Below are 21,868 nucleotides of genomic sequence, written 5' to 3'. Positions count from 1 at the left end.
CTCCTTTCCAGTGCGGCGACGAACGTTCAAGGGCACTGCGCCGGTTCGGTCTCGGGTTCCGGCTCGGGTTCGGACTCCCGCTGGGCTCCGGTGCGCAGGATCCCGGCGGCGACGGCGGCGACCACCAACAGCAGCGCCGGAAGCAGGAACGTGTGGTTGAGCCCCATGAGCCGGGTCATCCAGCCGATCAGCGCCGGGCCGGCGAGCATCCCGAGGTAGCCGAGGCCGGCGACCCGGGAGACGTTGGCGCCCGCGGCGGCGGGATCCGTGTGCCCGGCGGCGCTGAACAACTGCGGGACGCAGCCGGACAGGCCCAGGCCGAACACCGCCCAGCCCACCAGGGCCGTCCAGATCCACGGGGAGAAGGCCACGACCGTGAGGCCGACGGCGCCGGCGGCCGCGCCGTAGCGCAGGACGGCTGCCGACCCGAATCGCCGGGAGACGCGATCGGCCAGCAGCCTGCCGATGGTCATGGCCGCGGCGTAGGTGCCGTAGGCGAACGAGGCGGTGGCTGCGGGGGCACCGAGGATGTTCTTCGCCTCCAGCGCACTCCAGTCGTTGGCGACGCCCTCGCAGAGCATGCACATCAGTGCCAGGGCGGCGAGGATCCAGATGCGTCGGGGGGCGGTACGCCGCTTCGCCGCCGGTTCCCCCATGCCTTCCAGGGCCGTTGCTCCGGGCCCGGCCACGGGTCCGGGCGAGGCCGGTACGGTCGCCAGCAGGCTGCGGGCCGCGAGCAGGGCGACGACGATGCCCACGGCTCCCGAGGCGCCGAGGATCGCGGCGGGACTCATCCCCGCGCCGGCCGCCCGGGCCCCGACGAGCGCGGCGATGACCCCGCCGACCGAGAAGGTGGCGTGGAAGGCGGACATGACGGGGCGGTTGTAGGCCTTCTCCACGTGCACGGCATGGGCGTTCATGCTCACGTCCAGGCAGCCGTTGCCGAAGCCGAACACCAGCAGCGCGCCGGCCAGCGCCCAGGGCTCCCGGGCCAGGCCCGGCAGTACCAGCGACGCACCGCACAGCACGGCCGAGGCGGGGACCACGAGGCGCGTGCCGAACCGGTCGGCCAACCGGCCGGCGACCTGCATGCCGAGGAAGGCGCCGAGGCCGAGGAGCACCAGCAGGCTTCCCAGCGTCGCGTTGCTGATGCCCACGCGCTTCTCGACGGCGGGGATCTGCACCAGCCACATGCCCATCAAGGTGCCGTCGAGGACGAAGTAGACGAAGGTCGCCACGCGGGCGGCTCGCAGTGAACGTTCCATGCGACCACCGTAACGAACAAGATAAGTGTTTGGAAAGCCACTCTGCGAACATATTGCCTGTTCGTTCCAGGGTGGTGTTCAATCGCGGTATGAGCAACGCAGACCGGCACCGACTGATCGCCCGGGCCGTGAAGGACTCGGGCAGTGCCACTGTCCCGGAACTCGCCGAGCTGACCGGCGCCTCGGAGATGACCGTCCGCCGCGATCTGGACGCCCTGGCCGCGCAGGGCGTGCTCGAACGATTCCGTGGCGGGGCGCGCACCCTGCTGCTGCGCGGCGAGGAGCCGCCCTTCGCCCTGCGCGCCCACGAGGCGGTCGACGCCAAGCGCCGGATCGCCGCCGAGGTCTCGCGACTCGTCGCGGACGGCGAGACCGTCCTGCTCGACACCGGCACCACCTGCCTGGAGGTCGCCCGACTGCTGCACGGCCGACAGCTCACCGTGATGCCCCTGTCCTTGCAGGCCATCCACGCACTCAGCGACGCCCCCGCCGCGACCGCCCTGATGGTGCCCGGCGGACGGCCCCGCAACGGTGAGGGCGCCCTGACCGGCCCCCTCACCCTCGCCTCCCTCGCGGCGCTGCGCTTCGACACCGCGGTCCTCGGCTGCTGCGGCCTGAGCGCCGCCGAGGGCCTGACCGCCTACGACCTCGACGACGCGGCAGTGAAGAAGGGGATCATCGCCTCCACCCGCCGCATCATCGCCGCCGCCGACGGCGGCAAACTCGGCCGCACCGCCCATGCCTACGTCGGCCCCTCCACCCTCGTGCACACCCTCGTCACCGACACTGCCGCGCCCGCCGACGAGGTGGCGGCGCTCGAAGCGGCCGGCACCGTCGTCAGGACCGTCTAGCCCGTCCGAACATTGTCGGACGGTCCGTCAGATCCCTGCGGTAGCTTCGAGGTGAGCGAAAACCGAGTGAGAGGCGGAACCATGGGACTCACGTCGCAACTTCCTCAGAACAAGCGCGAACGGGTCGAGGCCCGGCTGCGGAGCAACCTCATCGCCTGGCTGACCACGGTGGGCCCGGACGGACAGCCGGCCAGCGTCCCGGTCTGGTTCCTGCTGCGCGAGGACGGCACGATCCTGCTCTACAGCCAGCCGGGGAAGGCCAAGCTCCGCAACATCGTCGGGAACCCCCGGGTGAGCCTGACCCTCGACGTCACCGACCTCGGCCGGGACGTCGTCCGGATCGAGGGGACCCTCCGGCAGAGCCACGACGAGCCGGCCGCGCACGAGCAACCGGCCTTTGCGGCCAAGTACCTGGAGCGGATAGGGGTGGTGTTCGGCACCCCCGAGAAGTTCGCCGAGCTCTTCTCCGTCGCCCTGGTCCTCACGCCGAGCAGGCTCCACGCCTGACCGGCCCGGCCGCTCGACCGAGCCGCCCCCGGATCCGGCCGAAGCGGAGCGCGGCGAGCAGCGCGGCGAGGGCGCGGCGAGGGCGTGGCGGCGGGCTCAGCGCTTGCGCTTGCCGAGCGCCCGGGTCTCCGGCCGCGGGGCGGGGCCGGTGCTCGGGCGGTGGGGCCGCCGGGACCTGGCGAAGCGGCGGACATGGCGGATCACCAGGCCGATCACCAGCAGCAGCACGACTGCCTGGAGCACGAGCCAGGCGTAGAGCAGCGGACTTCGCTGGGTGGTCGGCGCCGGGGCCGGGGCGGCGAGCGGGCTGAGCGCGCTGAACACGGTGAGCGCGGAGTGGATGGCTGGCATGGCTCCACCCTCCGGGCGGCGGTCCCGCCCCCGCACCGGCCGAAGGAACGGTTCGGCCGGGCCGAGTCGTACTTTCGGCCGGTTCGACGGCCCGGGGGATCACGTAGCGTCGACGGCGTGAACGGAGTAGTGGATGCGGCAGACCGGCCGGCCCGACGGTTCGGGGCCGTGCTGAATGCCGGGCTCGGCGCGGTCCTCGCCCTGGTGCTGGTCCTGGTGGCGGCCCGGTACGCCCGGGAGGGGCGGGTCTGGCTGTTCGATGTCGCTGTGGGCGTGGTGGTCTGCGCCGCCGCGCTGCTGCGCGACCGGCTCCGGGGGTGGGCGCCGGTGTTCGGGCTGGCCGTGGCGGGGACGGCCGGCCTGGTCGCCGTGGTCGCCGGGCTGCCCGGCGAGCCGGGGGGAGCGGCGGTGCTGGGCCTGCTGGTACTGGCTGGAACGGCGGTCCGCTCGCTGCCGGCCCGTCGGGCCGCCGGGGTCGCCTTCGGCGGCGTGACGCTGTTCGCGGGCGGCCTGTTCGGCGTCGAGCACACGGCCGGCGCCTCGACCACCGCGTTCCGTATCGGGCTGCAGCTGTGGTGCGTCGGGCTCGGCTGCGGGCTGGGCCTGCGGTTCCGCGACCATCGCCGCCGGGCCATGGCGGAGTCGGTGCGCCGCGACGAACGACTGGCTCTGGCACGGGAGTTGCATGATGTGGTGGCTCATCACATCACCGGCGTGGTGCTCCAGGCCCAGGGCGCGCGGATCGTCGCCCGACGGAACCCCGAACAGCTGGACGGCACGCTGGCCGGCATCGAGGCGGCGGGGACCGAGGCACTGGCCGCGATGCGCCGGGTGGTGGGCCTGCTGCGGGACGCCGAGGACGCGGTCGGCACCGCGTCCGGACCCGAGCAACTCGTCGACCTGGTCCGCCGCTTCGAGGGACACGGTCCGGCGGTGCGGCTCGACCAGCCGACCGGTACCGCGGACTGGCCGCCGGAGGTGACCAGCACCGTCCATCGGATCGTCCAGGAGGGCCTCACCAATATCGCCCGCCATGCCGCTCACGCGCGTTCGGCGGTCGTCAGCGTCCGCCGGGTGGACGCCGGGGTCGCGGTGGAGGTGCGGGACGACGCCCCGCCGGTGTCCGTGCGCCCGCCGCGGCCGGGTGGGTTCGGGCTGATCGGGATGCGCGAGCGGGTCGAGGCGCTGGGCGGGACGCTGTACGCCGGTCCCGGTCCCGGTGCGGGGTCCGAGGGCGCGGGCTGGACGGTGTCGGCCGTTCTGCCGCTGGAGGAGCGACGATGAGCATCAGCGTGCTGATCGCCGACGACCAGGCGATGGTCCGCGGCGGGCTGCGGCTGATCCTGGAGGACCAGCCGGACCTGGTGGTGGTCGGCGAGGCCGCCGACGGCGCGGAGGCGGTCGCGCTGGCCCGGCGGCTGCGCCCGGACGTGTGCCTGGTGGACGTCCGGATGCCGCTGCTCGACGGCATCGAGGTCACCCGCGCCCTGGCCGGCCCGGTGGTGGCCGATCCGCTCCGGGTGGTCGTGGTCACCACTTTCGACCTGGACGAGTACGTCCACGGCGCGCTGCGGGCCGGGGCGGTGGGCTTCGTGCTGAAGGACGCCGGTCCGGCGCTGCTGGTCGAGGCGGTCCGGGCCGCCCACAGCGGGGACGCGCTGATCTCCCCCTCGGTCACCCTGCGGCTGCTGCGGCACCTCGCCCCGGAGCGCGGTGCGGGCGCGGGGGCGGCCGCCGGTGCGGGGTCGGGTGCGGGGTCGGGTGCGGTGCGGTCGGGTGCGGCGCGGCCGGGCCGTCCGCTGCCCGGCCGTCCGCTGTCGGCGCGGGAGAACGAGGTGATCCGGGCCATCGCCCGGGGCCGGACCAACCAGGAGATCGCGGCGGGCCTCTTCATCTCGCTCAGCACGGTCAAGAGCCATCTGGCGACGATCCAGGCCAAACTCGGGGTCCGCAACCGGGTCGAGATCGCGGCCTGGGCCTGGGCGGGCGGGCTCATGGACGGACCCCGCTGACGTGGCGTTAAGAACGCGTCAGTGGCCCACTGTTTCCGTGCTGGTCGGGGCCGGTTACTCTGACGCGTCGTAGTAGCAGGGACCGCAGCGACCGCAGCGGTCGGCGGCCGACGCCGCAACCGCACGGGAGGAACCGCACCGATGGCCACCGCCTGGGCCGAGTTGCTGAACGAAGTCGCACATACCGGGCGCAAGCTGCGGCGCGAGGAGTTGGAGTCCTTCCGCGCGGACGGGGACCTGGCCGCCACCAGGGGCCGGGGGCTGGCCGAGGTGATCGACGAGCAGCTGGCCAGCACCGGGACGGTCTGGCTCGGCCGGGCGGTCGACGCCCCCTCGATGGCCGCGCTCCGCGCCGCCGTCTCGGCGCTGGCCGAGGGGCACGGTCGGGCGCACCGGCACCGGCTGCAGCAGGAGGAGGCGAGCCGCCGCGAGTTCCTCGCGGACCTGCTCAGCAACCGCAGCGACCTGGGGCGGCTGGCGGAGCACGCCGAGCGCTTCGGGCTGAACCTGTCCTGTGCGCATGTCGTGGCCGTGGCCGAGGGGGACGGCTACGACCTGGAGGACCCGCTGGTGCGCGGCGTGGAGCGGCAGTTGCTCGGCCGCCTCGGCGAGCAGGAGGTGCTGCTCGCGGTGAAGCACGGCCGGCTGGTGTGCATCGTGCCGAGCGGCCCCGGTGAGAGCCGTGCGGTCAAGGGCTTCGCGGCGCTGACCCAGGGCCGCCGGGTGGCGGTCGGCCGGGCGCACAGCGGCCCGGGCGGGGTGCTGCACTCCTACGAGGAGGCCAGGACCGCGCTGGAGCAGGCGACCCGGCTCAATCTGCCGGGGCCGCTGCTCCACGCGGCGGACCTGCTGGTGCTGCCGGTGCTGCTGCGGGACCGGGAGGCGCTGGCCGACCTGGTGCACAGCGTGCTCGGTCCGCTGGCGGGCGCCAGGGGCGGCGCGGCCCCGCTGCTGGAGACCCTCGCGGTGTACGCGGAGGCCCGCTTCGTGGCGGCCGAGGCCGCGCGGCGGCTGGACCTGAGCGTCCGGGCGCTGTCCTACCGGCTGGCCCGGATAACCCAGTTGACCGGACTGGACCCGGACGACTCGCTCCAGCGCTACACCCTGGAGACGGCGGCGCTGGGGGCCCGGCTGCTGGGCTGGCCCGAACCGGAGTCACTGCCTGAGTCACTGCCGGAGCCGCTGCGGGGGCCGCTGCCGGACCCGGCTCCGGAGGCCTGGCCGGAGCCCTGGCCGGACGGCGGGCGGGATCAGCCGGCCGGGTAGCCCGTGCGGACCTGCTCCCAGCGCGCGGTCTGCTCGGCGGTCGCCCGTCCACGCAGCTGGGCGAGGCGCAGCAGGTTGGCCTCGGCGGCGTTGCCGAGGGTCTGTGCCTCGGCCCGGTAGTGGTCGTCCAGCAGGGCCTCCAGCTCCCGTTCGTCGAGCAGCGGGTCGATCCGGGCAGCCAGGGCGTTCATGGTCCGGTAGGAGCCCTGGAGCAGGAACGGCGGTTCGGTCCTGGTCGCGTCGTCCTGGGCGGCCGAGGCGGTGTACGCCCGGTTGACCGCGAGCACGGTGCGCTGGACGGTGCTCAGCCGGGTCAGCGTGGCCAGCACCCGGTCCAGGTCGGGTACGGCGCGGCCGAGCTGGTCGGCCCGGGCGGCCGGGTCGCCGGAGCCGAGCCGGATCAGCAGCCGCAGTTCGGCCGGGTCGCCGCCGGCCAGCGGGGCGAGCACGGGATTGGCGGCGAGGGCGTTCTCCAGGAAGCTCTGGGCGAACAGTTCCCCGCGCCCGGACAGCACCTCGCCGAGGTTCCACACGTCGGCGCGGTTGGCCAGCATGTCGGGAATGGTGAAGCGTCGGCCCGAGGCCGTGTACGGGTTGCCGGCCAGGCAGACGGCGAAGCGGCGTCCGCGCAGGTCGAAGCTGCGGGCCCGGCCGTCGGAGACGGCCTCGATCCGGCGCTGGCTGTCGCAGAGCGGGATGAACTTCTCCAGCAGCTCGGGGGACAGGTGCTGGATGTCGTCGAGGTGCAACAGCACATTGCTGCCCGCCTCCAGTGCGAAGACGATCTTCTCCACCTCGCGGCGGGCGGCGGCGTCCGGCGCCCGGTCGGGGTCGAGCGAGGTCGTCCCGGTGCCCAGGGCCGGGCCGTCGACCCGGACCATCAGCAGTCCGAGCCGGTCGGCGACGTACTCCAGCAGGGTCGTCTTGCCGTAGCCGGGAGGGGAGAGGAGGAGCAGCAGCCCGCTGCGGTCGGCGGAGGCGGAGTCCGCGGCGCCGAGCTGCCGGGCGAGGTTGTCGCCGACCAGCGGCAGGTAGACCTCGTCGATGAGCTGGTTGCGGACGAAGCCGGACAGCGGCCGGGGCCGGTACTCCTCCAGGCGCAGCCGGTTCCGTTCGGCGGTGAGCAGCTCCGCGCGCTGTCGCTGGAAGGCGCGGTGGGCCGGGACCCGCTGTCGGCGGAACGCGGCTGCGCGGTAGGGGAGTTCGTCGATGCGAACGGTGAGGCGGCGGTCCTGGATCCGGGGGTGGCGGCCGAGCAGCCCGTCGACGGTCTCGCTGAGCGGCGCGTCGACCGGGTAGCGCGGCAGGTCGGCCGCGCACAGCAGGGCGACCGCCTCGGGCCGGGCGGCGCGGTCGGCGGCGGGGAGGCCGGTGGCGTCGGCGTAGGAGTCGAGCCAGCCGGTGGCGAGTTGGTGCCGGGCGGCGAGGTCGTCGCCCAACTGCCGCAGGTCCTCCTCGGGCCGGGGCCCGGCGGCGTGGCGGAGCCCGTCGAGCAGCTGCCGGGCGGCGCTGCCGCAGGCGAAGCCCTCGGGGGCGGCGGCCAGCTCCTCCGCCAGGTAGGTCCCGACGTCCGGGGCCGGAGGGAGGCCGGTGGCGCGGGCGAAGGCGTCGATGGCATCGGTGAGTTCGGCGGCCAGGTCGGTCAATGCGGCCGGGACGGTCAGTGGGGCCGGGACGTCCGCCGGGGTAGGGGCGCTGCCGGGGCCGAAGGCGGCGCGGGCGGCGGTCAGCGAGCGGGCGCGGAGCTGCCAGGCGGAGCGGGCCGTTTCGGACGCGCCGTGCGCCCAGAAGAGCTGCGCGGTCGCGCGCTGCGGCGCGGGATGGCGCAGCAGCCCCGCTCCGGCGCGCAGCCGCCGCAGCGCGCCGAGGATGAGCGCTGCGTCCTGGTCGTGCACGCCCCGCTCGTATCCCTCGTCGTACGCCGTCTCCGCCGCCCTGCGGACCAGCTCCAGCAGTTCCGCACCGATGGCCTCACCGTCCGTACCGGAGAAGGACGGTGACGTGGCGTCGAGCAGCCCGGTGGCCAGGTACTCGGCCCGGCAGAGCCCGGGGTCCTCGCTGACCAGGGTCTGGGTCCAGAACTCCCGGCCGGCCAGCAGCGCCGGGTCGGTGGCCGGGCGGCGGTAGCCGGTTCCGGTGACGGCATAGACCAGGCCGTCGCCGTCGGGCAGCAGCGCCAGTTCGACCGGCTCGCGGTGGACGGCGAACCGGTGCCGGCCGAGGCGGACGGTGGCGCCGCCGTCGGCGGACAGCTCGGCCCGGTCGCGCAGGGCCCGGGCGGCCAGCCGTCCGGCGGCGGTCAGGCCGTCGTCCAACTCCTGTGCCCGGACCGGGTCGCCGAGTTCGCGCAGCTCGGCGGCGGCGGAGCGGACCCGGACCGCCATCGGGTCGGTGGCGAGGCAGGTGTGGACGTCCTCGGCGGCGGGCAGGGCGGCCAGCCGGCGGCGCAGCGCCTCCAGCGCGCGCCCGGCGGAGGCGGCGGTCCGGGCGGCGCGGGCGGCGGCCTCGTCGAGCAGCGACTGCCGGCGGACGGCGAAGGCCTGCTGGATCTCCTCGCGGCGCGCGGCGAGCCGTTCGGCGAGGTCCTCGGCCTCGGCGAAGCGGGCGTCCAGACCGTCCAGCCTGAGCAGCAGCCTGGCGAGCTGCTCGTCGCAGCCGGCGGGGGTGTCGGCGGCGGCCAGCCCGGCCGTGGTGGCCTGGGCGAGCAGGGCCGACTCGGCGGCGTGGGCGGCCCGGTGCTCCTCGTCCAGCAGGCTGCGGCGGCGGGCGTCGAGAACGGCGCGGGCGCGGTTGACGGCGGCCAGCACCTCGCCGAGGGCGAGCAGCACGGCGGTGCCGGTGGTGGCGTCGGCGCCGTCGCCCTCGCCCGGGGCTCCACCGTTGTCGGACTGCCCGTCGCCGAGCTGGGCGCCGGTGACCAGGTCGCCGACCGTGGTCAGAGCCTCGGCCTGGGCGGTGAGCCGGGCCGCGAGCTCCGCGGCTTCGGCGGCGGTGCCGGTCGCGGCGGCCTCCACGGCCGCGGCCTCCGCGGCGGCGAGCGGTGCGGTGAAGGCGTCGGGGCCGGCCAGGAAGGCGAGGGCGCGTCCGGTGGCGGCGGTGAGTCCGGCGGCGAGCCGCTGCTCGACCTCGGCCAGGGCCTCCAGGTCGAGTTGCGGCAGCTCGCGCAGCAGCCGGGTGCGGCCCTGGGCCCGCCGGAGCCCGTCCAGCAGCAGCGCCCAGGCGTCGGCGTCGGTCGGCGGTTCGCCCTGCGCCCGGCGGAGCAGCGCGGCGGTCTGCTCGCGGGCCTGGTCCAGGGCCTCGGCGGCGCGGACGGCGAGGGCGGCGACGCGTTCCCTTTCGGCGCCCAGGAGTTCGGCGGCGGCGCGGAGTTCGGCCAGCGGTTCGAGCAGCCCGGTGGCGGCCAGCCAGTGGTGCCGGTCCGCGGCCTTGGCGCAGGCGTCGACGACGACCGCCGGATCGGTGTCGTCGGCGGCGCCGCTGCGGACCGCGTCCAGGCAGTCGGCGATGCCACGGACCAGGTCGGCGTTGCCGATCCGGGCGAGCGGTCCCTCGCCGACCGGCTGGGCGGCGGCGTACTCGGCGGAGGTGAAGGGCGTGTGCCAGAGCTGGACGTCGTGGCTGCGGACGGCCTCGCGTCCGGGCTTGAGCAGCACCAGCGTGCCGTCGGGCAGCAGCGTGTGGGCGGCGCCGTGGAGCGGTGCGCCGGCCTCGCGGCGGACGGTGTTCCACGGCAGCAGCAGCACCCGGGCCCGGCCCGGGCTGCGCAGGACGTAGAGCAGGTCCTCGCCGTTGGGGGAGTGGACGACGGCGTCGAAGCGCATGGCCCCGGCCTCGGCGCGGAAGCTGCGGTGGGTGCCGTCGGCGAGTTCGCAGCCGTCGGGGAAGATCAGGCCCTGCTCGGCCGGGAGCAGCCGCGCCCCCTGGGCCAGCGAGTCGTGCCGGCGGACGCTGCCGGTACGGGTGTTGACGACCAGATAGCGGTCCTCGGGCTCCTTGTAGGGGCGGATCCGGAGCACCAGCAGCGGTGCGGGCGAGGCGTGGTCGACAGTGGCGTCGGCGAGGCTCTGCAGCGGCTCCGCGACGGGCTCCTCGAACAGGGTGCGGCCGTCGGCGGCGGCCACGGTGAGCATCCCGCCGGTCGTGGCGACCGAGACCGCACCGCCGGTGCCGCTGCCGGTGTCGCCGGGCAGGTCGATGACGATCCGGCCCTGCCGGTGCTGCTCGCGGCCGGTCGGCGTCCAGTCGAGCTCGAACGGCGGGTGCCGGGGGAGGTCGCGTTCGCCGTGGCCGTCCAGGTACTCCCAGCGGTCGCCGCTGAGCTGCCAGCGCAGCACCCGGATGTCCTCCGGGGCCCTTCCCTCGGCCGCTCCCCCGCCGGTCCCGGTGCGGAAGACGGCGAGCAGCAGCCCGGCCGGGGTCCGGACCAGGTCGGCCAGCCGGGCGTCGCGGTAGTAGCGCAGCAGTTCGGCCAGGTCGTGCTGGAAGCGCGGAGCGTCCAGCAGACCGGGGACCTCGGCGCCGGGGCCTCCGTCCAGGCGGTGCAGCGAGAGCATGCCCTGCTCGGGTCCGGGCGCCGAGGTGCCGAGCAGCAGCACCTCGTCGGTGACCGCGACCAGGCCGCAGGGCCGGGCCTCCCCGGCCGTCCGCAGCCGCTCCGAGCCGGACAGCTCCAGCTCCCGGGCGCCGAAGACCTTCTGCCGCCGGCTGTTGAGCTCCGCCGTGCGCCGCCCCAACTCGGCGGACCGGTCCGCGAGTCGTGCCCGCAGCAGCTGGTAGGTGCCGTCCTCGACGCCCATGGTGGTTCCCGCTTCCCTTGCCGTGCTCCGTCGTGCCGCTGCGTCGTGCTACTTCGCCAGGCCGTTGACGACCGGCGTGCCGTTGGCCGCGCCGGTGCCGTCCGTGCCGGTGCCGGCTGTGCCGCCGCCGAGCAGCCGCAGCAGCGCCGCGATGTTCTGCGGGCCGCCCGCGCCCAGGGAGCGCAGCACCTCGGTGGCGTCGCCGCTGAAGCTCTTCCGGCCGTCGAGCCAGTCCGCTCCCAGCGTCTGCACCGTCTCCGAGTTCTGGACGATGCCGTCGATGCCCTTGCCGAAGGAGACCGCGCCGACCAGCCGCTCCAGGAACACGCTGTCGCCGCCGACGATGTCGATGTCGGCGCCCTCCAACCCGGCGGCGAGGACCGCCGCCTGGGCCTCGGCGACCTGGCGCTGGACGTCCAGTCCGGCGAGCCGGACCTCCTTCTCGGCGGCGAGCCGGAGCCGGAACTCCTCGTGGGTGCGGCTGGCCTCGTCCAGCGTCGCCATCGCCGCGGCCTTCTCCTTGAGCCCGGTCGCCTCGCCCTCCAGCCGGGCGCGGATGCCGGCGGCGTCGGCCAGTGCCTTGCTCTCGTTCACGGCCGCTTCGGCCAGGCCGACCTTCTCGATGCCCTGGGCCTTCAGCTTCAGGCCTTCGGCCTCGCTCTCCAGTCGGGCGCGGATGCCGGCGGCGTCGGCGAGTGCCTTGCTCTCGTTGACGGCGGCTTCGGCCAGGCCGACCTTCTCGATGCCCACGGCCTTCTGCTTGAGGCCTTCGGCCTCGCTCTCCAGTCGGGCGCGGATGCCGGCGGCGTCGGCGAGTGCCTTGCTCTCGTTGACGGCGGCTTCGGCCAGGCCGACCTTCTCGATGCCCACGGCCTTCTGCTTGAGGCCCTCGGCCTCGCTCTCCAGTCGGGCGCGGACCCCGGCGGCGTCGGCCAGCGCCTTGCTCTCGCTGACGGCGGCCTCGGCCAGGCCGACCTTCTCGATGCCCTGGGCCTTCAGCTTCAGGCCCTCGGCCTCGCTCTCCAACCGGGCGCGGATGCCGGCCGCGTCGGCCAGCGCCTGCCGCTCGGAGACCTCGGCGGCCGCCAGTCCGGCCGCGCCGGCCCGGGCCCGCTCGCCCTGGGCCAGCCGGACCGCCGCGTCGGCGTCCAACTCGGCGCTCTGCTTCCGGGCCTCCGCCAGCACCAGCTGCTCCCGGGCCCGGAAGTGCGCGGCCTGCTCGGCGGCCTCGGCCGACTTGATGTCCTTGACCAGCAGTTCCTGGGCCTCGGCCTCGGCGGCGATGACCACGGCCTGGCGGGTGCGCTCGGCCTCCTGGACCACCCGGACCCGCTTGATCTCCTCCTCCTGCTCGGCCACGGTCCGGTCGACCGAGACGCGTTCGCGGACGACCTCGGCGACGGACCGGCGCTCGACCTCGACCTGCTTCTCCTTCTCGGCGCGGGAGAGTTCGACCTCGCGCTCCCGGTTGACGACCTCCAGCAGCCGGTCCTTCTCGATCCGCTCGGTCTCGACGGCGATGACCCGCTCGCGGTTCTTCTCGGCGACGGCGATCTCCCGGGCCTGGTTCTCCCGCTGCACGCCCAGCAGTTCCTCGGTGCGCAGCAGCGCGCTGTGCGCCTTGAGCCGCTCCTCCTCCTGGACCTTGGAGGTCTCCGCCTCCTCCTTGGCACGCAGTGTCTCGACCTCGCGGCGCTGCCGGATCTCGGCCTCGGCGCGGCGGCGTTCGAGCTCCAGCACCGCCTCCCGGGCGTCGACGTTCTGCCGGGTGATCTCCTTCTCCTCGTTGCGCTGGAAGTCGTTGGTCTGGATGTGCTCCAGCGCGGTGAGTTCGGTGATCTTGCGGATGCCCTGGGCGTCCAGGATGTTGGCCGGGTCGAGCTGGGTCATCGGGGTCTGTTCGAGGTGGTCGATCGCCGCGTCCTCAAGGTGGTAGCCGTTGAGGTCGGTGCCGATCACGGCGACGATCCGGTCCCGGAACTCCTCGCGCTTGGTGTAGAGGTCGACGAAGTCCAACTGCTTGCCGACGGTCTTCAGGGCCTCGGCGAACTTGGCGCTGAAGAGGTTCTGCATCGTCTCCTGGTGGCTGGCCCGCTCGGTGCCGATCGCCTGGGCGACCTTGATGACGTCCTCGGCGGTCTTGTTGACCCGGACGAAGAAGGTGATCCGGATGTCGGCGCGGATGTTGTCCTGGCAGATCAGGCCCTCGCGGCCGGTGCGGGCGATCTCGATGGTCTTCACGGAGATGTCCATCAGCTCGGCCCGGTGCACCACCGGCACCACCAGTGCGCCGGTGAAGGTCACGTCGACGTGCCGGGACTTGGAGATGATCAGGGCCTGGCCCTGGGCGACCTTCCGGAACAGTCGGCCGAACAGCACCATGCTGCCGATGCCGATGAGCAGGAGGACGCCGACGAGTACGACGATGCCGATGCTGACTGCAGACATGACTGGTCCTTTGACCGACCCTGCGGGTCGGCTGGGTCGCGACTGGTTCTCAATGGATGGAGCGGTCCTGGGCGTCGAGAGGATGCGGCAGGTCCGGCATCACCCGGAAGAACTCGCCCTCGGCGTCGTAGTCGTAGATGAGCGCGGCGGCCCCGGCAGTGAGCGTCGAGCCGACCCCCCTGGCTTCCTCGGTGCTCTGCCTGACCTGCACGATCGCGGCGGCGCCGTCCTCGGCGCGGACCTCGGCCTGGCCGAAGTCGGGGCCGACGCGCCCGGTCCGGATCACGCATGCGCGGCCGACGAAGTCGCGGCGGGAGGGCGGCGGCACGGGGGCCGGCATGATCCGCCGCAGCGGCCACACCAGCACCCGTGCACCCAGCCATCCCCCGGCTGTCGCCCCCAGCAGCAGCAGGCCTCCGTTCCCGCCCTGCCGGAGCTGGTCCCCCGCCAGCGCGCTGAACCAGGCGAAGGCGATCACCAGTGATACCGCCACCGTGATCGGCACTCCGCCCAGGCCCAGTGCTCTCTGCAGTCCCCCGAACCCGTGGTGTCCCCCGTGGCCGCCGGTCCCCCCGCCGGTCCCCCCGTCGATGTGGTGCCCCCCGTGACCGATCCCCCCGGCCAGCACCAGCACCCAGTACCCGACGACCACCACGAGCAGCAGCGAGAACAGTGAGGTGGGGAAGGACGAGATCGCCCTCAGAAAGCCGTCCACCGCTGTCCCGCCGCTTCTGCAGATTCCAGTACGGCGCTGTCGGCCGTACCCCGGCGGCGAACCGGACCTCTGTTCGCCGCCTGCGTCAGAGTGGCAGCGCGGGGGTGTGGCACGCAGTGCAAGATCCCGGCAATCTTGATGCCTTCTAAACGTCCGTACTCAGCCGTGAGCCAGGTCACACTCAGCGGTCGCCCAGCTCGGGGCCGGGATCGCGGGCCGCTCCGGCCGGGCGGGCCGCCCCGGCCGGGCGGTGCCGCTCCGGCGCGGGCTCAGCCGGTCGGCTGCCGCAGCGGGCGGCTCGGACGGCGCGGGCCGACGGCGGGGGAGTCGCCCCGGCGGCGGAGGGTCCCGGCCAGCGCGGCCATCGCCGCGGCGGCGAGGGCGACCATGGCGAAGGCCGCCGGGTAGGACAGGGCTCCGGCCACCCAGCCCATCGCTGCCGGGGCGATCAGCCCGGAGAGGTAGGTGATGGTGGCCACCCCGGCCACGCCCTCACCGGCCGCACCGCCGGAGTTGCCGGCGGCGCTGAAGACCAGCGGCACGATCACCGCGATACCGAGGGCGACCAGTGCGAAGCCGGCGATGCACAGCCAGGGCGTCCGGGCCAGGACCACCAGGACGGCGCCGCCGGCCGCGGTGGCCCCGCCGCCCCGGACGACGGCCACCGCCCCGATCCGGCCGACCACCCGGTCACCGACCAGCCGGGTGGCGGCCATGCAGAGCATGAAGACGGTGTAGGCGGCGGTGGCGGTGCTCGGTCCGGCCGAGGCGACCTTGCTGGTGTAGACGGCCGCCCAGTCGGAGGTGGCGCCCTCGGCGAAGGTCCCGCAGAAGCCGACCAGGCCGATGGCGAGGATGGCGCGGTTGGGGAGCGCGAACCGGCGCGGCGCCGGGGCGTCCGCGTCCACGGGCTCGTCCGGGGCCAGCGCCCGGCCCGCGACCACGGCCGGCACCAGCAGCAGGGCGGTGACGGCCAGCAGGTGGTCCCGGGCGCCCATTCCGTAGCCGGAGGCCAGGATGCCCACACCGCCGGCGGCCAGGCTGCCGATGCTCCAGCGCCCGTGCAGCCCGGCGATGATGGAGCGGCCCAGCCGCCGCTCCAACGCCACGCCGTGGGCGTTCATCAGCACATCGCTGGTGCCGGCGACCATGCCGTAGACCAGGAACGCGGCGAACAGCCAGCCCGGTGCGGGGGCCAGCGCGGGCACCGGCAGCCAGGCGCACCAGAGCAGGATCAGCAGCCGGGTCGCGGTGCGTCCGCCGAGGCGGTGGGCGATCCGGCCGGCCATCGGCATCGCCAGGAACGCGCCGACCGGCTGGCAGAGCAGCAGCAGGCCGAGGGTGGCCGGACTGAGGTGGAAGTGCTGCTGGAACCAGGGGATGCAGGTGATGAGGCTTCCTGACACGGCTCCGTGGACGGCGAAGACGAGCGCGATGGCGCGGTGGTGGGTCACGGGGCATCAAATTATCAGGCAGGGTTCCTGATGAAAAGGTCATCAGGCAGGATCCCTGACTAATATGGCTCCATGAAGACCGCGACCCCGGCCACGGCCCGCGCGATCAACGACCGGCTGGCCCTCGACCTGCTGCTGGCGCACGGTCCGCTGACCGCGCCGCAGCTGCGCGACCTCACCGGCCTGTCCCGGCCCACCGTCGCCGACCTGGTGGAACGGCTGCGCGCGGCCGGCCTGGTCGAGGCCGGCGGCGAGACCGGCGAGGAGCGGCGCGGCCCCAATGCCCGGCTCTACGCCCTGGTGGCCGACCGCGCCCTGGTCGCCGGCGTGGACATCCGGCGCAGCGGAATCGCCGTCACCGTCGCCGACCTCACCGGCAGCACCGTCGGCTCCGCCGCCCGGCCGCTCCCCCGGCCCCCGGCCGGCGGCGAGGTGGACCTGCCGGCGCTGGTCGCCGAGGCGGTCGCCGAGGCGGCGGCCGGTCGGACGCTGCAGGTGGTCGCCGTGGGCGCGCCCGGCCTGATGCACCCGCGCACCCGGGCGATGATCGCCGGCAACGACGTTCCCGGCTGGCGGGCCGACCTGCTGCCGGAGCTCGGCAGCCGGCTCGGGGCCGGACAGGTGCTGCTGGAGAACGAGGTGAACCTCGCGGCGATCGCCGAGCACCGGACCGGCGCGGCCACCGGCAGCGAGGACTTCGTCCTGCTCTGGTTGGAGAACGAGGGCGTCGGCGGTGCGGTCGTGCTCGGCGGGCGGCTGCGGCGCGGGGTCTCCGGCGGCGCGGGCGAGCTGGGGCTGCTCGACATCGGCGGCGAGAGCTTCTGCGAAACGGTCGACCTCAGGGCCGTGCTCGACCTGCCCCGCGAGCAGCTGGCCGACCGGATCGCCCGGGGGCTGTTCGCGGTGGTCGCCGTGCTCGACCCGGGGCTGATCGTCCTCGGCGGCTCCACCGGCCGGGCCGGCGGTGAGGCCCTGGCCGCGCTGGTCGCCGAGCGCGTGGCGCTGCGCTCCCTCGCGCCCACGGAGATCCGCCCGAGCACGGTCGAGGGCAACGCCGTCCTGCAGGGCGCCGTGCTCACCGCGCTCGACCTGGCCCGCGACGAGGTGTTCGGCTGATCGCCGGACGGCGGCCCGCCGTCCGGCCGCCCACCGTTCGGGAGGCGGCCGAACGGGACGTCAGTGGTGGTAGCGGGGCGCGGCGACGAGCATGACCCCGTCGTCGTTGACGCTGTCCGCCCCGGTGTCGTCCGCGCTCTCCTCGGCCGTCCGGAAGTGGGCGTTCAGCACCGGCAGCAGGGCCTCGGGGAGCCGGTCGAGGCGGGGGTCGCCGGTCTGCCAGAGTCCGGCGAGGACATCGGCGGCGGCCCGGGTACGTTGCTCGGGGTCGCGCTCGGGGAAGAGCAGCCGCACCGGGACCCGGTGCCAGGCGAGGTCGTCGAATCCGTGCGCGGCCAGCACCTCGGCGGCCTGGGTGAGCAGGAACCCCTGGTGGTCCGGCTGTTCGCCGGTGAGCGGGGCGCAGACCCGGTTCCACAGGTCGACCGGTCCGTTGTCGGGGGCGCCCTGCAGCAGCACGATCCTGGCCCGCGGGTGGCTGCGGTCGACCACCCGGACCAGTTCGGCGACCACGGCCTTGGGATCGTCGGCGCCGTCCAGCACCCGGTCTGCCACGGCCGCGTCCACCGAGGCGTCCGGGAGCGGCGGTTGACCGGTGTCCTGCGGCAGCACGGTGACGCCCCGGGCGGAGAGCGCCCGGACCAGCGGGTCGTCGGCGGCGCCGAGGTGCAGCACCGCGGTGTTCCCGGCCAGGGACTCCACCACGGGCGCGATGTCATGGCGTTCGACGCGGGACTCGACGGCGGCCCGGTCCTGCCCGTCCTGCCTGTCGTACCCGCCCTGCCGGGTGGGCCGGCGGGGTCCCCGGTAGGACGTCGGGTGCGGGTAGGGCGCGGCCAGGGCGTGGGCGGGGACGGCCGGGCCGCCGGGCTTGCGGGAGTAGAGGAAGAGCCGCTCCGCTCCGTCCGCTCCGCCGGTGCCGTCCGCACCACCGGTGCCGGGGAGTTCCGCACGGAAGGCGCTGGTCTGCTCGTGCAGGACCTTCAGCCCGGAGGCGCGGAGCCGCTGGGCGAAGACCTCGGCCTCCGCGGCATCGTCGGTGGCGAGGACGGTGTAGCCGCCGGGGGCGAGCCAGTCGGCGATCCGGGCGAGGGCGGCGTCCAGCTCGTCCCGGTCCAGCTCCAGCGGTGGGACGAACGCGGTCACCGCCTCCCAGCTGCCCGGCGCGAAGTGGAGCTCGCGGAGGTCGGCCACGGCGAAGTGCGCCGCCGGGACCTGGGCGGTGGCCAGCTCCACCATCGCGGCCGAGACGTCGTAGCCGGTCACCCGGTGCCCCTGGCCGGCGATCAGGTCGGCGGTGGGCCGGCCGGTGCCCGAGCCGATGTCCAGCACCCGTGCGGCGGCCGGGAGCCGGGCCAGCAGCCAGTCGATGGCGGCGAGTTGCTCCGGCAGGTGGACGGGCGATGCTGCGGGCGAGTGCGCGGACGGCTGGGCGGACGGCCGGGCGGACGGCTGTGCGGACGGCTGTGCGGACGGCTGTGCGGCGGCGGGGCTGGTGGCGGAGGTCATCGCGGACGGTGCCCTTCGGTCGGCGGATCGCATCCCTCCGAGACTACACTCTGCATCTTATCGTGCGCCGAGCGTGATCAATGGCCTGACCTCCTGCTTTGCCATCCGGCGGGATGTTCGGGCCGGTATATTCTCGGAGCCGGTCCGGTGCGGTGGGGGGTCGATGCGCCGGGGGGCAGCCGCTCCCGGTCGATTGTCGGGAGGGTGGGCGGATGGGCGAGTTCCTGGGTGAGGTCCTGTTCGAGTTCGTCTGGGAGCTGCTGCTCCGGCCCGTCGTCGAGTCCCTGTGGAAGCACCTGGTGGTCCGCCCCTTCCGGTTCCTGGTGCTCCGGCCGGTGCAGCGGCGCCTGGCGGGCCGTCGGTTCCGCCGGGAGCTGGAGCGGGAGCGTCGACGCAACGCGGACGCGGCGGTCGCGGTCCGCTGAGCGCCGGTCCTCGCCGTGCGAACGCGGCCGCGGGGCGGAGAGCCGCCGGAGTAGCGTGAGCCGGGTGACCATGATGACTGTGCGCAACCGCCTCAGGGCCCTGCCGGTGTTCGAGCATGTCGTCCCGGACGGCACCGACCTCGCCGCGCTCCCGGCGAACCCGCTCCCCGGCATCGCGGACTGGATCTTCCGGGCGGCCGAGGCCGGCCAGGACGACCCGCACGCCATGGTGCTGTGCACCGTCGGCGCCGACGGCACCCCCTCCACCCGGACCCTGCTCTGCAAGGACGTCGACGAGGACCGGCTCTACTTCGCCAGCCACGGCGACAGCCGCAAGGGCCTGGAGATCAGCGGGCAGCCCAGAGTGGCCGCGCACTTCTACTGGCCCGCCGTGGGCCGACAGCTCCGGATCACCGGGACTGCCGCCGCCCTGGACCGCTCGGCGGCCGAGGCCGACTTCGCGGATCGCGGCCGGGGCTCGCAGCTCTCCAGTCACCTGCACGGCGAGGTCCCGCCGGTCGACCGGGCCGAGGTGCTGCGCGCCTTCGACCGGCTCTCGGAGGAGTACCCGGAGGCCGTGCCCTGCCCCGAGTTCTGGACGCTGTACGGCATCCGGCCCGACGAGGTCGAGTTCTGGCAGGCCAGCCCGGACCGCGTCCACCAGCGGCTGCGCTACTGGCGCGAGGCGGACGGCTGGTCCCGCGAGTACCTGTGGCCCTGAGCGGGGCCTCGGGCGGGGTTCACCCGTTGTGACCACCGGTGGGGCTCTTTCGCCGGAATAAGTGGACCAATCGGGCGTATCTGGATAAAAGCTCCAGATGGACGGATTTAGGCTGCGATCAGCGCCCATCCGTACCCCGAAAGAGGACCCATGTCCGAAGGCCTTCCTTCCTCCGGTTCCGGCCGGGCCTCCCGGCCGGCGCCCGCGGAGGGTGCGGCCTTCTTCGACGTCGACAACACCCTGATCCGGGGCTCGTCCCTCTACCAGCTGGGGGTCGGGCTGCACGCCCGGGGCGTCGTCTCGACCAAGGACTTCGTCAGACTCGGCCGCCGCCACATCGGTTACGCCCTCGGCCGGATGGAGAAGCAGCGGAACATCGCCGCCGTCCAGGCCGCGATGGGCGCGGTCGGTCGCGGGCTGCACGCGGAGACGCTGCACGCCGAGGTCGAGGTGATCGTCCGGGACCGGATCCTCCCCCGGGTGCGTCCGGTCGTGCTCGCCGCGGCCCGCCGTCACCAGCACCTCAACCAGCGGGTATGGCTGGTCACCGCCTCGCCGCAGCCGCTGGCCGACATCCTCGCCCGACAGCTCCGGCTGGACGGCGCCATGGGCTCGAAGGTGGTCGTGGCCGAGGGCTACTACACCGGTGAGCAGGACGGGCCGCTGCTGCACGGTCCGCAGAAGGCCGAGGCGGTGCGGAAGTTGGCGGCGTCCGTCGGCATCGACCTGGCGGCCAGCAGCGCCTACTCGGACTCGGTCAACGACCTGCCGCTGCTGCTCGCGGTCGGGAACCCCAATCCGGTCTGCCCCGACCGCAAGCTGCGCAAATACGCCTCCGCGCAGGGCTGGCCGGTCTTCAGCGACGTCCGCTGGCGCTGACGGCGGACCAATTGGCCCAGGGTTCCGGCCCCGGATTGTCCCTGTGGGCCGGGCCGCCCGGCGCCTATCGTCGTAGTGCGGGGCGAGGGACGGCGGTGAGTCGTCCGGCCGCCCGGCCCCGTCCGCCGCCAGGCCCGCGTACCCGGAGGTACCCCATGACGACCGCGACCACCGCGACCACCGCCGACGCCGAAACCGACACCGATACCGCCCCTGCCCGGGTCGACTTCTACTACGACGCCGCCTGCCCGTTCGCCTGGATCACCTCGCGCTGGATCCATGAGGTGCGCACCCTGCGCGCGGTGGAGCTCCGGTTCCGTCCGATGAGCCTGTACGTCCTCAACGAGGGCCGGGAGCTGCCGGACTGGTACCGGGAGCTGGTCGACAACTCGCTGGCGCTGGCGCGCATCGTCACGGCCGCGGCGGAGCAGCACGGCGAGGGGATCCACGAGGAGCTCTACACCGCCCTCGGCACCCGGATCCACAACGGCGGCAACAAGGACTTCCGGCTGGTCGCGGCCGAGGCGCTGGCCGAACTGGGGCTGCCCGCCGAGCTGCTGGCGGCGGCGGACACCGACGCCTACGACGAGGCGCTGCGCCGGAGCCACCACGAGGGGATGGACCCGGTCGGCGAGGACGTGGGCACGCCCACCATCCACATCGACGGGGTGGCCTTCTTCGGGCCGGTGCTCAACTCGATCCCGCGGGGCGAGCAGGCCGCCCGCATCTTCGACGGAGCCCGGGCCCTGGCCTCCTTCCCGGACTTCTTCGAGCTGAAGCGCACCCGCACCGGGAGCCTGAGCTTCGACTGACCGGCCCCCGGCCTCAGCCGTGCGCGCCGAGGACGATGCCGCGCCCGGCGTAGAAGCGGGTGAACTTCCGCCACGGCACCTCCGCGTACTTCTGGGACTCGCCGTGGAGGCCGGAGGGGTTGTGCAGGACCACCGACTCCCGGCTGCAGTCGACCGCGAGGACCAGGTGCCCGCCCCGTCTCGGCGGCTCGGCGTCGGGCGTGCGGACGGAGGGGTGGACCGAGAGCATGACCAGGCGGCCCGCCGCGAGCTGGTCGCGGACCTCCTGCGGCGGCAGGTCGGGACGGGTCAGGGCCTGGAGGCCGAAGCGCTCCCGGGTGCGGGCCGCGAAGGGGGCGTAGATCAGGCCGTCGAGGCCGCCGTCCGGCCGCAGCACATAGGCGCTGGCGGCGAGGTAGTCCCGGGCCAGCTCCATCATCGGCGGCGTGCCGCCCTGCCAGTGGTGCAGGGCCATCCGGAGGCAGGCCATGCCGCAGGTGCGCCAGGACCAGAAGGCGTACTCCTCGGGCGACTCGGCTCCGGAGCGCCGCCACTCGGGGTCGTCCTCGGCGGCGATCCGGCGGGCGATGATGTCGCCGACCAGCTCCGGACTCTCCCACTGGGAGTAGTAGGGCACCGTCCGGCGGACCGGCCCGTCGTCCTCGGACCTGCTCCGCACCGGCGGGGACACGCTGCTCATGGACGAGGATCTTCCTGTGTGGACGGCTGCCGGGCACCAGTTCTAGCAGTTCCGCCGCCGGC

General features: G+C 74.4%; 18 protein-coding genes. 10 read left to right on the top strand and 8 right to left on the bottom strand.

Going from position 1 to position 21,868, the window contains the following annotated elements:
- Positions 1 to 26 precede the first annotated feature (26 nt).
- Positions 27 to 1,265, bottom strand: a complete 1,239-nt coding sequence (locus tag BS75_RS20875; protein WP_034089343.1) for an MFS transporter — start codon at positions 1,263 to 1,265, stop codon at positions 27 to 29.
- 89 nt (positions 1,266 to 1,354) lie between these two features.
- On the opposite strand from BS75_RS20875, the gene BS75_RS20870 reads away from it, so the two are divergent.
- Together BS75_RS20870 and BS75_RS20865 are read left to right on the top strand one after the other, a co-directional pair.
- Positions 1,355 to 2,116: a DeoR/GlpR family DNA-binding transcription regulator gene (locus BS75_RS20870; RefSeq protein ID WP_034089342.1), complete on the top strand. Its 762-nt coding sequence runs from the start codon at positions 1,355 to 1,357 to the stop codon at positions 2,114 to 2,116.
- An 81-nt stretch (positions 2,117 to 2,197) separates the two neighbouring features.
- Positions 2,198 to 2,623: a TIGR03667 family PPOX class F420-dependent oxidoreductase gene (locus tag BS75_RS20865; protein WP_042439795.1), complete on the top strand. Its 426-nt coding sequence runs from the start codon at positions 2,198 to 2,200 to the stop codon at positions 2,621 to 2,623.
- 96 nt (positions 2,624 to 2,719) lie between these two features.
- Here BS75_RS20865 and BS75_RS49415 read toward each other — a convergent pair whose 3' ends face one another.
- Positions 2,720 to 2,974: a hypothetical protein gene (locus tag BS75_RS49415; protein ID WP_034089341.1), complete on the bottom strand. Its 255-nt coding sequence runs from the start codon at positions 2,972 to 2,974 to the stop codon at positions 2,720 to 2,722.
- A 117-nt stretch (positions 2,975 to 3,091) separates the two neighbouring features.
- On the opposite strand from BS75_RS49415, the gene BS75_RS20855 reads away from it, so the two are divergent.
- The 3 genes from BS75_RS20855 to BS75_RS20845 all read left to right on the top strand — a co-directional run bounded on the left by BS75_RS20855 (position 3,092) and on the right by BS75_RS20845 (position 6,252).
- Positions 3,092 to 4,258: a sensor histidine kinase gene (locus BS75_RS20855; protein ID WP_197091955.1), complete on the top strand. Its 1,167-nt coding sequence runs from the start codon at positions 3,092 to 3,094 to the stop codon at positions 4,256 to 4,258.
- A complete protein-coding gene (locus tag BS75_RS20850; protein ID WP_034089340.1) occupies positions 4,255 to 4,986 on the top strand; it encodes a response regulator transcription factor in 732 nt (243 codons plus the stop codon). Before BS75_RS20855 ends, BS75_RS20850 begins: the two co-directional genes overlap by 4 nt.
- Before the next feature lie 141 nt (positions 4,987 to 5,127).
- On the top strand, positions 5,128 to 6,252 hold the full coding sequence (locus BS75_RS20845; protein WP_063771559.1) for a PucR family transcriptional regulator: 1,125 nt from the start codon (positions 5,128 to 5,130) through the stop codon (positions 6,250 to 6,252).
- On the opposite strand, the gene BS75_RS20840 is transcribed toward BS75_RS20845, so the two are convergent.
- The 4 genes from BS75_RS20840 to BS75_RS20825 form a co-directional block, all read right to left on the bottom strand.
- Positions 6,237 to 11,048 (bottom strand): DNA repair ATPase, encoded by a 4,812-nt coding sequence (locus BS75_RS20840; RefSeq protein ID WP_052069578.1) that lies wholly within the window; start codon positions 11,046 to 11,048, stop codon positions 6,237 to 6,239. The genes BS75_RS20845 and BS75_RS20840 overlap by 16 nt on opposite strands.
- Positions 11,049 to 11,096: 48 nt before the next feature.
- Positions 11,097 to 13,496, bottom strand: a complete 2,400-nt coding sequence (locus tag BS75_RS20835; protein WP_052069577.1) for a flotillin family protein — start codon at positions 13,494 to 13,496, stop codon at positions 11,097 to 11,099.
- A gap of 49 nt (positions 13,497 to 13,545) precedes the next feature.
- Positions 13,546 to 14,211, bottom strand: coding sequence for a hypothetical protein (locus BS75_RS20830; RefSeq protein WP_052069576.1), 666 nt, complete (start codon positions 14,209 to 14,211; stop codon positions 13,546 to 13,548).
- Between the two features lie 269 nt (positions 14,212 to 14,480).
- The gene (locus BS75_RS20825) at positions 14,481 to 15,665 is read right to left on the bottom strand and encodes an MFS transporter (RefSeq protein ID WP_034089339.1); all 1,185 of its coding nucleotides are present in this window, start codon (positions 15,663 to 15,665) and stop codon (positions 14,481 to 14,483) included.
- Positions 15,666 to 15,737: 72 nt separating this feature from the next.
- On the opposite strand from BS75_RS20825, the gene BS75_RS20820 reads away from it, so the two are divergent.
- Entirely contained in the window at positions 15,738 to 16,781 is a 1,044-nt protein-coding gene (locus tag BS75_RS20820; RefSeq protein ID WP_034089338.1) for an ROK family transcriptional regulator, read from the top strand.
- Positions 16,782 to 16,841: 60 nt separating this feature from the next.
- Here the strand turns inward: BS75_RS20820 and BS75_RS44575 are convergent, their stop codons facing one another.
- The gene (locus tag BS75_RS44575) at positions 16,842 to 18,323 is read right to left on the bottom strand and encodes a methyltransferase domain-containing protein (protein WP_081982479.1); all 1,482 of its coding nucleotides are present in this window, start codon (positions 18,321 to 18,323) and stop codon (positions 16,842 to 16,844) included.
- A gap of 179 nt (positions 18,324 to 18,502) precedes the next feature.
- On the opposite strand from BS75_RS44575, the gene BS75_RS20810 reads away from it, so the two are divergent.
- The 4 genes from BS75_RS20810 (at position 18,503) to BS75_RS20795 (ending at position 21,127) form a co-directional block, all read left to right on the top strand.
- Positions 18,503 to 18,715: a hypothetical protein gene (locus BS75_RS20810; RefSeq protein WP_034089337.1), complete on the top strand. Its 213-nt coding sequence runs from the start codon at positions 18,503 to 18,505 to the stop codon at positions 18,713 to 18,715.
- A 70-nt stretch (positions 18,716 to 18,785) separates the two neighbouring features.
- Positions 18,786 to 19,436 carry a pyridoxine/pyridoxamine 5'-phosphate oxidase gene (locus tag BS75_RS20805; protein ID WP_034093444.1) on the top strand — a complete coding sequence of 217 codons (651 nt, stop codon included), beginning with the start codon at positions 18,786 to 18,788 and terminating at the stop codon, positions 19,434 to 19,436.
- Positions 19,437 to 19,586: 150 nt separating this feature from the next.
- Positions 19,587 to 20,315: an HAD family hydrolase gene (locus BS75_RS20800; RefSeq protein WP_052069573.1), complete on the top strand. Its 729-nt coding sequence runs from the start codon at positions 19,587 to 19,589 to the stop codon at positions 20,313 to 20,315.
- Between the two features lie 155 nt (positions 20,316 to 20,470).
- The gene (locus BS75_RS20795; protein ID WP_034089336.1) at positions 20,471 to 21,127 is read left to right on the top strand and encodes a mycothiol-dependent nitroreductase Rv2466c family protein; all 657 of its coding nucleotides are present in this window, start codon (positions 20,471 to 20,473) and stop codon (positions 21,125 to 21,127) included.
- Between the two features lie 13 nt (positions 21,128 to 21,140).
- On the opposite strand, the gene BS75_RS20790 is transcribed toward BS75_RS20795, so the two are convergent.
- Entirely contained in the window at positions 21,141 to 21,806 is a 666-nt protein-coding gene (locus BS75_RS20790) for a C39 family peptidase (RefSeq protein ID WP_081982478.1), read from the bottom strand.
- Positions 21,807 to 21,868 lie beyond the last annotated feature (62 nt).

The sequence above is a fragment of the Streptacidiphilus albus JL83 genome, from assembly GCF_000744705.1.
Lineage (GTDB): Bacteria > Actinomycetota > Actinomycetes > Streptomycetales > Streptomycetaceae > Streptacidiphilus > Streptacidiphilus albus.
This window is presented reverse-complemented; position numbering and strand designations above follow the sequence as displayed.